Below are 11,683 nucleotides of genomic sequence, written 5' to 3' on the forward strand. Positions count from 1 at the left end.
AGCGAGGGCGTGACGAGCAGCGGCGTGCGCGGCAGCGGGAGCGCGGCCGAAGGAGCCGGTGGCGCCTCACGGAGTGCGGGCCGGAGCGTCCCCTCGGACGGCAGCGGACGCGGTGCCACCGACGGCCGGGGGAGCGGCGCGGGCACGGGCTGCCCGGCCTCCCGACCCGACGCTGCCGCCTCCTCGACGGCCGGCGGCGCGGCCCCGAGCGTCTCGATCCGTTCGAACGGCCCCGGCAGGCGCGGCCGGACGCGAACGGCGTCCCCGCCGGGCCCGCCCTTCGCGACCAGGCGGTCGAAGTAGTCAGGCATCTGCGCACAGCTCCAGGTAGTAGCGGCGCCGCAGCGGGCTGAGCGCCAGGACCTCCGGCTCGCTCCAGCCGTAGGCGGTGGCCAGCAGGTGGACGTCGAGCAGGGTCGCGCGGGCCCAGGCGTCCAGCTCCTCCCAGAGGTAGGAGGCGATGTCCAGTTCGGCGAGGGCCTGCCGGCCGCACTCGGGGCAGCCGAGGTTCAGTCGGACGTCCGCGCAGGGGTCGGCCGCGGCGGCGGCCTCGGCCACCCGCCGCTGGACCGGCTCGGGGAGCCGCCGGGCGGGCACCGGCTCCCCGTCGTGCTCGGCGCTCAGGACGCACCGCTCCAGCAGGACGGTCCTGGCCTCGCCCGCGGGGGCCTGTTCGGCGGCGGCCAGGTCGCCGGTGGTGGGCAGCCGGAAGCCGACCCGCCAGCCGTCCGACTCCACCCGCAGCGGCCCGGCCTCCGCTCGGCCGGCACCGGCCACCTGTCCGGCTCCGACCACCTGTCCGGCGTCGAAGTCGAACTCCATCTCCTCGGCGCAGCCCGGGCAGCCCACCCGTACGGTGAGCTGTTCGCCGAACAACTCGCCGCGCAGGCCGAACAGTTCGGCGTCCCGCTCGCCGACCGGTACGGCCAGCAGCTCCTCCGGCCTGGCGGCGGGCCGGGCGACGGCGTGCAGCAGCAGGGCCCGCCCGCTGCGGCCGGCCGCCACCCCGGCCTCCCAGGTGGCCAACAGGGCCGCCTCCCCCGCGAGTTCCATCGCTCTCCGGCCCCTCAGGCCGGCTGCTGGAACGAGGGCTCTTCCGGCTCGGGCGTCTCCTCGTCCCGTTCCCAGCCCTCGACCTCCAGCTTGAGGCTCTGGATCGCCACCGCGTTGGCGTTGGCGTCCAGTTCGCCGAGCACCTGGTACTCGCTCGGCCAGGCCCGGTACAGCTTGTGGGCGACCGCCACCTGGCCGGCCTCGTTGAGCACCTGGATCACCAGGTCCTTGCGGAAGTCCCGGAGCGAGACCTCCGCCCCGCGGCCCGCGCCGACCATCCAGACCTTGTTGGCCCAGCGGTCGAACTCCGGGTCGTGGGTGACCCCGCGCTCCAGGGTGACCGCCTCGAAGTCGGTGCGGCCCGGTGACTTGCGCGGCGCGCTCGGATCGCCCCCGCTGCGGTGCTTCACCACCTCGGTGGTGCGCTTGAGCGGGCTGATCTTGCTGATTCCGGCGACGACCCGTCCGTCCCAGACGACCAGGAACTTGAAGTTCTTGTACGGATCGAACCGGTGCGGATTGACGGTGAACTCGACCATGGAGATCCTAAACCTCGAACTGTCCGGCGAGTTGCTCGATTTTGACGATCACGAATTCCGCGGGCTTGAGCGGCGCGAATCCGACCACGACGTTCACCACGCCGCGGTTGACGTCGTCCTGCGTGGTGGTGTCCCGGTCGCACTTGACGAAGTAGGCCGAGCGCGCGGACGTGCCCTGGAACGCGCCCTGCTGGAACAGCGAGTGCAGGAACGTGCCCACGTTCAGCCGGATCTGCGCCCACAGCCGCTCGTCGTTGGGCTCGAACACGACCCACTTCGTCCCGCGGTAGAGGCTCTCCTCCAGCATCAGCGCGAGGCGCCGCACCGGCACGTACTTCCACTGCGAGCCGAGCACGTCGGCGCCGGCCAGGGTCCTGGCCCCCCACACCACGGGGCCCACCACGGGGAACGTCCGCAGGCAGTTCACCGCGAGCGGGTTCAGCAGGCCGTTCTCCCGGTCCGTCATCGGAACGGTCAGGGCGCGCACCCCGGGCAGTCCGGCCTCGGTGCCCGCCGGGGCCTTCCACACGCCCCGCTGGCCGTCGGTGCGCGCGATCACCCCGGCGACGGTGCCGGACGGCGGGAAGGCGCGCAGCCGGCCGGTGAGCGGGTCGACCAGCTCCAGGTGCGGGAAGTACAGCGCCGCGTGGTCGCCGCGCACCGAGTCGAAGGCGGACAGGCCGGCCCGGGCGGCGTCCAGCGTCGTCCACGCCTGCGGCGAGTCGACGATCAGGAACATCCGCTTCTCCACGCAGAGCGCCTGGGCGGCCGAGACAACCGTGACGGCGTCGTCCACGTCGACGTATCCGGCCAGTTCGGGCAGCACCAGCAGGTTGACGTCCTGCACGTCGCGCAGCGCCTGGATGCCGGTCTTGCCCGCCTCGCTGCCGATCAGGTCGGTCAGCCCGGGGGCCCCGCCGTCCTGGCCGCCGGCGAGCGCGAAGACCGGCGGGCTGACCGAGCCCTCCAGGCCGAGGTTGTTGGCCGCCTCGCCGAGGAAGCGGACCACGTCGGCCGGGTCGGTGGAGCCGGCGACGGTCTGGAGCTGCCGGCCGAACGCCGTCACCCGGGTGCCCGCGAAGACCCGCCTGCCCGGGGCGTCGGGCAGCGCGCGGAGCTTGCGTTCGAGCAGCAGGGCGAGTTCGGTGACGGTGGTCGGCGCGGCGCCGTCCGCGGCCGGGTCGTGGATCCTGACCGTCCGCGTCACGTCGCCGATCTTCACCTGGACCTCGTGGGTGAGGTCGGGCAGGGTGGCCGCGAACGGCTTGGACACGGTGCCCACCGGGTCCGGCCGGCTCGCCGCCCGGACCTTCACCCGGACCACCGCCGAGCCGCTGTTCACCACCGTCTCGGCGAACCGGGGGCTGCCGTCCTGGACCGACAGGTCCGTGAAGGACTCCCGGACCGCGCCCGAGGTGTCGAACACCTGGAGGTTGAACGTGTCGCCGGGAGTGGGCGTCCGGTAGTCCACGGCGACCCGCAGCGTCCCGCCCCAGAGCCCCGGCTCGACGGCCGTGACGTCCAGGACCGGGGTCGCGGTGGAGGTCTGCGTCGAGGTGAGCGTGGCGGCCGCGGCGGCGCCGGTGCCGGCCGCCGCGACCCGGACGACGACCGCGACCGAGCCCCCGTTCAGGAAGAACTGCTGGACGGCGTAGCTGACCGGGCTCTGCGCCGCGAGCCCGCCGAAACGGCGTTCGAAGTCCGCGAAGCTGGTGATGGTGACCGGCTGGTCGAGCGGGCCGCGCCGGGTGGCCCCGACGAAGGCGGTCACCGAGGTGCTCACCGCGGTGATGGTACGGACGCTGCTGGGAAGCTCTTCGATGTAGACGCCGGGGTAGGTCGGTATCGTCGGCAAATTCCCCCTCCGTTCACTTCGTGCATCAAGGGACCGAGGGCGCCCGATGCAGTGGTGGCAGGCTCAGTTTCATAATCGGGTGACTATTCGTCAAGACCTGAACTGAGAAACTTAATTGTATTACTGCGCCTATTTCGTGGGGTTGCGGAGCAGGGAATTCCGCAACCCCGTATCGGTCTCCCGTTCGACCGGTCAGCCGCCTTCGGGCAGATTCCGGTAGTCGGGGCGGGCCGTTGTCGGCGGCGTGGTCGGGTCCGTCGGTGTCGGTGCGGCTGGTGTGGTGGTTGGCGTGGTCGGTGCGGCTGCCGCCGTGGTCGGCGCGGCCGTTGGCGTCTTCACGGCCGCCGGCGGGGTGGCCGCCGGCGGCTGGTAGGACGGCGGACGGGCGGCCCCCAGGAACCAGCCCCACGTCGTGCCGAACCGGTGCTCCAGGAAGCGGAACACCGCGTAGTAGGCCGTACCGAAGCCGGTGACCAGGGCGGAGGTGACGGAGGCGTTGTCCAGGTGGAGGCCGAGCCGCGCCGCCTGCACCACCAGGAACGCCACGATGTAGGGCACACAGGTGCGCCACAGGGACAGGGCGATCGGGTACATCGATCCTCCTCGGACGACATCGGCCGGTGACTGTGGATCAGCCAGCGTTCGTTGGTCAGCCGGTGACCGTGAAGCCGTGCGCCTGGCCGAGCCGCGTCAGCGAGTCGATGCCGGGGATGCCGTCCGCCTGCTGCCCGCTGTACCCGTACCGGCGCTGCAGGGCGGCGTAGGCGTCGATGGTCCTGGTCCCGAACGAGCCGTCGACCCACTGCCCGTCGAGCAGCCCCTCGGCGCGGAGCGCCTGCTCCACCGTGTACACGTCGTCCGGGTGCGTGGTGGCGCCCTGGGCCGCGTCCGGGTCCTGGCGGGCGGCCGCGACCACCCGGGACTTCGACACCTCGGCCAGCGGGACCGCCCCGCCCAGCAGTCGGCGCAGCGAGGCCTCGCCGGGCACGCCGTCCGCGTCCCCGCCCGAGTACCCCAGACTGCGCTGGTAGTCGGCGTAGTTGAGGGTGTCGGCGTCGGTCCAGTCCGGGCCGGGGCCCTGGGTGTAGTGCGAGCCGAAGTTCGCCGCCACCAGCGCCTCGCCGACGATGGTGACCTGCGGGCCGTGCGCGCCGTAGCCGTACGACAGGCCGCCGACGCTGCTCTGGTAGCGGGCCGGCGTCGGGTCGGGCTGCGGCGCGGGCTGGGACGGCGGGGTGACCACCGTCCCGGACGGGCGCGGCGCACCGGACTGCACCCAGGCGTACAGCGCCGGGCCGGGGCAGTCGGTCGAGTAGCCGTCCTGGTGCCCCTTGATCTCCGGGCCCGCCGGGCCCTGCTGCTCGCAGTACTCGATCGCGTCCCGCAGCCCGTTGAGCTGCTCCGGGGTCGGCTCCGTCGACCCGGAGGAGCCGACCAGCCCGCAGACCGCGTAGTGGGCCTCGTTGAGCGGGACGTCGCCGTTGGCGCTGTTGCGCCGGTTCAGGCCGCGGCCCTCGTACACGAAGCCGTGCTCGCAGACCACGAAGCTGTAGCCGATGTCGGACCAGCCGTCGTCGTTCATGTGCGAGGCCTGGAGGCGCCGCACGTAGGCCGGGCAGGTGTCGTGGGTGTCGAAGGCGTACCGGGTGCCCAGGTAGTGCACCTTCACCCCGGCGCGCGCACCGGCGTACGGGATCGAACCGTTGGGCTCGCGCCATGCCTGCGCGCCCCACTGGTCCCGGCTGACCAGTTGCAGCCCCGGCCAGTCGGGCACCGAGGGCGTGGGATTCGTCGTCGGCGCGGGCGTGTCGGGGGCCGGGGCCTGGCCGCTGCCGGCCCACGCCCTCAACTCGTCCAGCGAGCCGTTGAAGACGTCCGCGTCGAGCGGGTCGTCGCTGTACTGGTGGAAGCGCCAGGAGGCCTGGACGCGCGGCGAGCCCGGGGACACGTAGTCCGCGATCCACAGGAAGTCGCCGGCGTTGTCGTCGGTCCGGAACCAGTAGTCCCGGTTGGTGTAGAGGCCGACCAGGTGGTCCGGGTAGCGCTGCTTGACCGCCGCCAGCCACTGGTTCTTCGCCGCGGTCGCGTCGCCGTCGGCGACGGACTGCCCGTACGGCTCGAAGTCCAGCACCAGCAGTTCGCCCGCGGGCACCTGCCCGACGACCCGGCAGAAGTGCTCGATCTCGCCGTCGACCGGGTTCTCCGCGTGCAGGAAGTGGTAGTGCCCGACCACCAGCCCCCGCGCCCGGGCGTCCGCGAGCTTGTCGGAGTACCCCGACTGGCCGGTTCGGCCGCCCTCGGTGGCCTTGATGAAGACGAACTCCGCGTCCCCCGGAATGCCCGACTGGAAGTCGGAGACGTCGTAACCCTTCGCGTATGCCATCAGGAAGCTCCCCCTTCGCGCCGATGGCAGCCACGGTCGACCTGCCCGGGCCCGAGCCCGGGACGCGACGCCGACCGGAGCGTCATGCCCACCTCACCGTACCCCTCGGGATGAGTCAACTCCCTTGAAATACAAGGGATCTACGCACTTTCGCCGCATCCGGGAGTGGGCCGTTCCGCAGCACATGCCACTGGCACCGCGAGGCCGGTCGGGGTGCGGGGTGTACGTGCCGGGCGCGCGTGCGGGGAGTGCGCGCGGGAGCGTGTGCGGAGATTGTGTGCGGAGAGTGCGCGCCCTCCTGAGGTCGTACAGGAATCAATGATTCCGGAAATGCTCGATCGCCCACCAAGCACCGGCCACTCCTTGTTGTGACCTTTACCACAGCTTGATGCGGCGGAGCGGATTCCCCTATCGGATTCCCGTGGCCGGATCGTTCCATGATGGCCTGATGTGACATGACCATTCGTCAAACATTGAAATCGAATGGCAATGTGGGCGCCGTCGTACCAACCCTTCTGCACCAGGTGTACTGATCGTGTACACGACGAAGAATGGCTGAACTGTGCGCATGACCCGTTCGGATCGCAACGACGCGACCACGCGGCCCCGCCTCGCCGGCGAAAAGCTCACTCTGGAGGAGTTCTCCAAGCTCGCCGGCCAGGTCGGGGGCTATCCCTATGTGAAAGTCGTCCTCGACCGCGACGAGTCGGTGCTCCACTTCATCGACAGCGCCGACGGCACCCTCCACGTCCGCTACATCGCGTGCGAGATCCTCGGCATGACGATCGACGAACTGGCGCGCGGACTCGATTCGTTCAATGACGACGTGTACCGGAATCCCGACCGTCGCTTCTATCTCGGCACCCTCGCCCGCCACACCCGCCGCGCCGCGGAAAACGGCCACGAGGGCGACACCTTCCTGTCCCTGGAAACCGTCGACGTCGACACCATGTCCCAGGACATGCTCCGGTTCTTCTACCACCGGGTGCGCGAGCACATCGACCCGTCGCTGCCGCTGGTCCTCAAGCCGGCCGGCCACGAGCAGGAGGGCTACCTCGCCCGCATACCGGAGACCGAGATACCGCGCGTCCTGTCCCACGAGCTCTACTCCGCGGCCTCGTACGTACCGCTGAACGCCGGAACGGCCCACGGGCGGCTGCGCGTGTTCGGCTCGGAGGAGGAGTACCGGGCCGACCCCGAGCCGCTGGAGTGGCACGACATCGTCGTGATGCCCCGGGTGCCCGAGGACATCCCCCGGGTGTCCGGCATCATCCACACCGAGCACACCACACCGCTCTCCCACATCAACGTGATGGCCGCCGGATGGCGGATCCCCAACGCCGTCAGCACCGAAGCCGTCGACCGGATCGACCGCGCCGGGCTGCGCGACCGATGTTGGGTGCACTACCGGGTCGAAGCCGACGGCGGCGAGCTCCTCCTCGAAGCCGCCCAGCCCGGCGACCGCGAGGAAGCCCCGCCGACCCCGCCGGCCGACCGCGTCGCCGTGGACCTGCCCGACCTCACGCCCACACCGGTCACCCCGCTGTCCGAACTGCGCGAAGGCGACCACGTCCGGTTCGGCACCAAGGCCGCCAACCTCGGCGAACTCACCCACCTGCTGCAGCACGGCTCACCCCGCTGGCTCGGCTTCTACAGCCTGCCCCGGCCGCCTCGGGACAACCTGCTCCGCTACCTGGCCCGGCAGCTCGGCCTCCCGGAGGACGCGGACGGGACCGAACTGGACGCCGCCGCCCAGCTCCTGGTGAAGGAGTACGCCCAGGTGCCGCGCGGCATCGTGCTGCCGTTCTCCCTCCAGCAGCGCTTCCTCGACTCCTCGGCGGAGCTCCGCACCGCCGTCGACCGGTTGGACTCCGTCCTCCGGGACGGGACTTCGCGGACCGAGGAGCGCATCGAGGCCCTCTGTCTCGAAGCCCAGCGGCTGATCCGCAGCACGCCGCTGCCCGACCCGATCCGCACCGAGATCGACCGCGCGATCGACCGGCACCTGTACGGCGCCCGCGTCCAGGTCGTCCGCAGCTCCTCCAACGCCGAGGACCTGGCCGGCTTCTCCGCCGCCGGACTCTACGAGTCGGTGGCCGACGTCAGCGGCACGGACGCCGTCCTCGACGCGGTCCGCGAGGTCTGGGCCTCGCTGTTCTCGCCCCGCGCGGTCCTGCTGCGGCGCCAGGCGGGCATCCCCCTGGACCATTGCCGGATGGCCGTGATCGTCCAGGAGCAGGTCGGAGCCACCGTCGGCGGCGTCCTGGTCACCTGCAACCCGCTGAGCCCACAGGACTTCCGCAACGTCTACCTCAACATCTCGCCGCGCTCGGTGACCGACGTGGTCTCCGGCCGGGGCGCCCCGCTCCAGTACCTGTGCAATACCATGGAAGGCGGCAGCCGCACCGTCTCGCTCGGCACCGCCGCCACCGACCTGGACGCCGGGACCAAGGACCTCGTACGCCGACTGGCCCTGATCAGCAGGCTGTTGCAGTCGCACTTCTCGCCCGACGAGACGTACGGAACCCCGGTCGACATCGAGTGGGCGATCGAGGGTGACCAGATCAGCCTGCTGCAGCTGCGCCCCTTCCACACCGCCGGCTGACGCTGCCGGTTGACACCGTCGGGACACCGCACGGGCCCGCGCGCGACCGGGGCCCGTGTGCCCTCCCGCGCCCGTGCGTCCTTCCGCGCCCTTTCTCGCTGCCGCCTACGAGTGAACTTCCGTCAGGAGCAAGTACGTTGAACCGGATTCTGTACGTCTACGTCAAGGGCGGCGCCCCGCTGGAGTACGCGTTCCCGCGCATCGCCGCCTGCGGGGAGCTGCACGTCCTCGCCCTGGCGCCGCTGCCCGCGTCCGGGGAGGACGTGTGGCGGCCCAGCTGCACCAGCATCGAGCTGGTGCCCGAGGCGCCGCGCGGAGACGACCTGGTCGAGCTGATCGTGGAGTACGCGAAGGCCATCGGGGCCGACGCGGTGCTGACCCTCTCGGAGTTCGCGGTCCTGGCCGTCGCCCAGGCCGCGATCCGCCTCAACCTGGCCGGCCCGGGCGAGGGGATCGTCCGCGCCAGGGACAAGCGGCTGATGCGCGAGGCCTGGGCCGCCGCCGGAGTGCCGATCCCCGCGTTCCGCCGGGTCGACAGCCTCGCGGACCTGGACGCCGCGCTGGCCGAGTTCACACCCCCGCTGCTGCTCAAGCCGGCCTGGGGCGCCGGTTCGGTCGCCCAGATCGTGCTGGACTCGCCCGAGGACGCCGCCCCGGCATGGGCCGAGATCGAGCGCGGGCTCCAGGCCGGCAGCCGGGTCGGCATGAACGAGCTGTACGCCGCCGACACCGACCACGACCGCCTGGTCGAGGAGATCGCCCAGGGCTCCACCGAGGGCTGGTACGAGGAGCCCGGCTACGGCGACTACGTCAGCGTGGAGGGGATCGTCGCGGACGGCGTCTACCGCCCCCTGGCCATCACCGCCAAGCTGCCGACCGTACCGTCCTTCGTCGAGGTGGCCAGCACCTCGCCCTCCGTCATGGCGGTGCCGATCCAGCGCCGGATCGAGGAGGTCTCCCGGCAGGCCGTCGACGCGCTCGGGCTGGAGAACTGCGGCACCCACACCGAGCTGAAGCTGATGAAGGACGGCGAACTGGTCGTCATCGAGACCGCGGCCAGGTTCGGCGGCCTGCTGACCACCAGGCAGGTCCACGAGGTCTTCGGACTCGACCCGATCGGCATGCTGGTCCGGCAGCTGCTCGGCGAGCGCGTCGACTACCCCGAGGCCATGCCCACCACGGGGATCCGGGCCGCCGCGTCGCTGGCCGTCGTCCCGGCCGACGCGTCGGGCGTGCCCTGGCAGAGCACCCCGGTCTGGAACCCGGAGGCCGTCGACTGGCAGAGCCTGCTCTCCCCGGGCAGCACCATCGAGGCCGTCCCCGCCTTCGCGATGCCCGCCGGCCGGCCCGTCCCCGCCTTCGACCCGTCCGCCGGCTCACGCAACTGGCTCGGGGTCTACCTGCTCAGCGCCGTCGACGCCGCGACTCTGCAGCGCGACTGCAACGCCGTGCTGAACGGCATGGAAGCCGCCCTGCACCGGGCCGCCTCCTGACCCCCCTCCTGTTTTTCCTCCCTCCTCCCTCCGCTTCCCTTCCCTTCCCTTCCACCGAGGTTCCATCATGCGTGTACTGTTCGCCGGCGCACCCGGCCTGGGCCACCTCTTCCCGCTGGTCCCACTGGCCAGGGCGATGCGCGAGGTCGGCCACGAGGTCGCGGTGGCCTCGATGGACGGCGGCGAAGGGGTCGCCGCGTCCGGGCTGCCGTACCTGCCCATCGCGCCCGGGGTCGACTGGCGCAAGGAGATCAGGGACGCCGGCCGCACCCGGCGGCCCGACCTGATGCAACGGGTGGTCGAGAGCAACTCGGCCGACCGCGAGGCCTTCGTCCCGCTGGCCGCCCACGTCAACAGCCGGGTCGCCGACGAGACGGTCGAACTCGCCGCGCAGTGGCGGCCGGACCTGGTGGTGTACGAGTACCAGTTCCCGGTGGCCCTGCTCGCGGCGACCCGCCTCGGCGTGCCCGCCGTCCAGCACGACCTCGGATTCGCCCGCACCCCGAAGCTGCGCGCGCTGATGCTCGCTGAAATGGCGGACACCTTCGCCCGGCACGGAATCGACCGGCTGCCCGACCCGGCGGACACCATCGACCTCGCGCCGCCCAGCATGGCCGGCGACGAGCGGTACGGCTCCTCGATGCGGCCCGTCGCCTACAACGGCGAAGGCGACGTCCCCGCCGAGCTGGCCGCACCCGCCCACCGCCCGCGCGTGGCGGTGACGCTGGGCACCGTCCCGCCCAAGACCGACGGCCTCACCAGGATCGAGCGGGTGATCGCGGCAGCCGCCGACATCGACGCCGAGTTCGTGCTGGCCACCGGCGATCTCGACCTCGGCACGCTCGGCAGCCTGCCGGACAACGTCCGCCCGTACGGCTGGGTCCCGTGGCGGGCCCTGCTGTCGACCTGCGCGGCCGCCATCCACCACGGCGGCAGCAGCACCGCCCTCGGCGCACTCGACGCGGGCATCCCCCAGCTGGTCCTGCCCGATGGCTCGGACCGCTTCATCACCGCGGCCGCGGTCCACGAGCGCGGCGCAGGCCTCAGCGCGACCGCCGAGGAGATCACCCCGGCCCTGCTCCACCGCCTCCTCACCGACGAGGCCCTGACGGGCGCCGCCCGCGAGGTCAGCACCGAAATCGCGGCGATGCCCAGCCCGACCGCCATGGCGGAGCACCTCACCACCCTCGCCCACCCCACCCCCTGAGCCACCCCGCCCCCGACGCCGGCCGCCGTCCGCACGGAACCCCCCTCCGTACGGACGCCGCCCGGCGCCAACGCGCGCTCTGGCCCGGTAACTTCCGAGAGCCTGCGTTGCGATCCCTACGCCCGCCTGCCGACGTACGCCGAAGGCCCCTTTCTGCGCGTGCCTGTAAGGCAAGGGAGTAACCCCCGCGAGCGCGGGGCCGACGGCAACGGCAACATCCTCAGCCAAGGAAAGTCGGAGCAACGCCCGCGAGCACGGGGCCGACTGCTGGGTGTACCCGCGCCGCCCGGGAGCCACGGAGTAACCCCCGCGAGCGCGGGGCCGACATCGACGGGCCGGGCTGGCGGTCTTGAGCAACGGAGCAACCCCCGCGAGCGCGGGGCCGACCCGAGCCCTCAACTCCGCATCCTGCACTGCCCGGAGCAACCCCCGCGAGCGCGGGGCCGACCCCGCACCGCCCTTCCCGGGCCACCCCGGCAAGGAGCAACCCCCGCGAGCGCGGGGCCGACGCGGCCGGGGAGAGGGCCTGGCCGCACAGGTGGGAATAG

General features: G+C 72.1%; 8 protein-coding genes, 1 pseudogene and 1 CRISPR repeat array. Of the genes and pseudogenes, 3 read left to right on the forward strand and 6 right to left on the reverse strand.

The window, feature by feature from the left end; all coding sequences use genetic code 11:
• The 6 genes and pseudogenes from ACFU6K_RS16140 to ACFU6K_RS16165 all read right to left on the reverse strand — a co-directional run.
• Positions 1-311, reverse strand: a pseudogene (locus tag ACFU6K_RS16140) (hypothetical protein); the annotation flags it as partial.
• Positions 304-1,053, reverse strand: coding sequence for a hypothetical protein (locus tag ACFU6K_RS16145; RefSeq protein WP_380663547.1), 750 nt, complete (start codon positions 1,051-1,053; stop codon positions 304-306). The gene ACFU6K_RS16145 and the pseudogene ACFU6K_RS16140, both read right to left, overlap by 8 nt.
• 14 nt (positions 1,054-1,067) lie before the next feature.
• Positions 1,068-1,592 (reverse strand): phage tail protein, encoded by a 525-nt coding sequence (locus ACFU6K_RS16150; protein ID WP_049649365.1) that lies wholly within the window; start codon positions 1,590-1,592, stop codon positions 1,068-1,070.
• Positions 1,593-1,599: 7 nt separating this feature from the next.
• On the reverse strand, positions 1,600-3,447 hold the full coding sequence (locus tag ACFU6K_RS16155; RefSeq protein ID WP_380663549.1) for a phage tail sheath family protein: 1,848 nt from the start codon (positions 3,445-3,447) through the stop codon (positions 1,600-1,602).
• Positions 3,448-3,639: 192 nt separating this feature from the next.
• Positions 3,640-4,041 carry a hypothetical protein gene (locus ACFU6K_RS16160; RefSeq protein WP_380663550.1) on the reverse strand — a complete coding sequence of 134 codons (402 nt, stop codon included), beginning with the start codon at positions 4,039-4,041 and terminating at the stop codon, positions 3,640-3,642.
• A gap of 55 nt (positions 4,042-4,096) precedes the next feature.
• Complete coding sequence (locus ACFU6K_RS16165; protein WP_380663552.1) at positions 4,097-5,830, reverse strand: peptidoglycan-binding protein; 1,734 nt, start codon at positions 5,828-5,830, stop codon at positions 4,097-4,099.
• A 568-nt stretch (positions 5,831-6,398) separates the two neighbouring features.
• Here ACFU6K_RS16165 and ACFU6K_RS16170 point away from each other — a divergent pair.
• The 3 genes from ACFU6K_RS16170 to ACFU6K_RS16180 all read left to right on the forward strand — a co-directional run bounded on the left by ACFU6K_RS16170 (position 6,399) and on the right by ACFU6K_RS16180 (position 11,135).
• Entirely contained in the window at positions 6,399-8,435 is a 2,037-nt protein-coding gene (locus tag ACFU6K_RS16170) for a PEP/pyruvate-binding domain-containing protein (protein ID WP_380663553.1), read from the forward strand.
• 137 nt (positions 8,436-8,572) lie between these two features.
• Entirely contained in the window at positions 8,573-9,928 is a 1,356-nt protein-coding gene (locus tag ACFU6K_RS16175) for an acetyl-CoA carboxylase biotin carboxylase subunit family protein (protein ID WP_380663555.1), read from the forward strand.
• A gap of 67 nt (positions 9,929-9,995) precedes the next feature.
• Complete coding sequence (locus tag ACFU6K_RS16180) at positions 9,996-11,135, forward strand: nucleotide disphospho-sugar-binding domain-containing protein (protein ID WP_380663556.1); 1,140 nt, start codon at positions 9,996-9,998, stop codon at positions 11,133-11,135.
• A gap of 180 nt (positions 11,136-11,315) precedes the next feature.
• Positions 11,316-11,644: direct repeats of the CRISPR family, unit length 24 nt; unit sequence AACCCCCGCGAGCGCGGGGCCGAC.
• Positions 11,645-11,683 lie beyond the last annotated feature (39 nt).

The organism is Kitasatospora sp. NPDC057512 (assembly GCF_042802135.1).
Lineage (GTDB): Bacteria > Actinomycetota > Actinomycetes > Streptomycetales > Streptomycetaceae > Kitasatospora.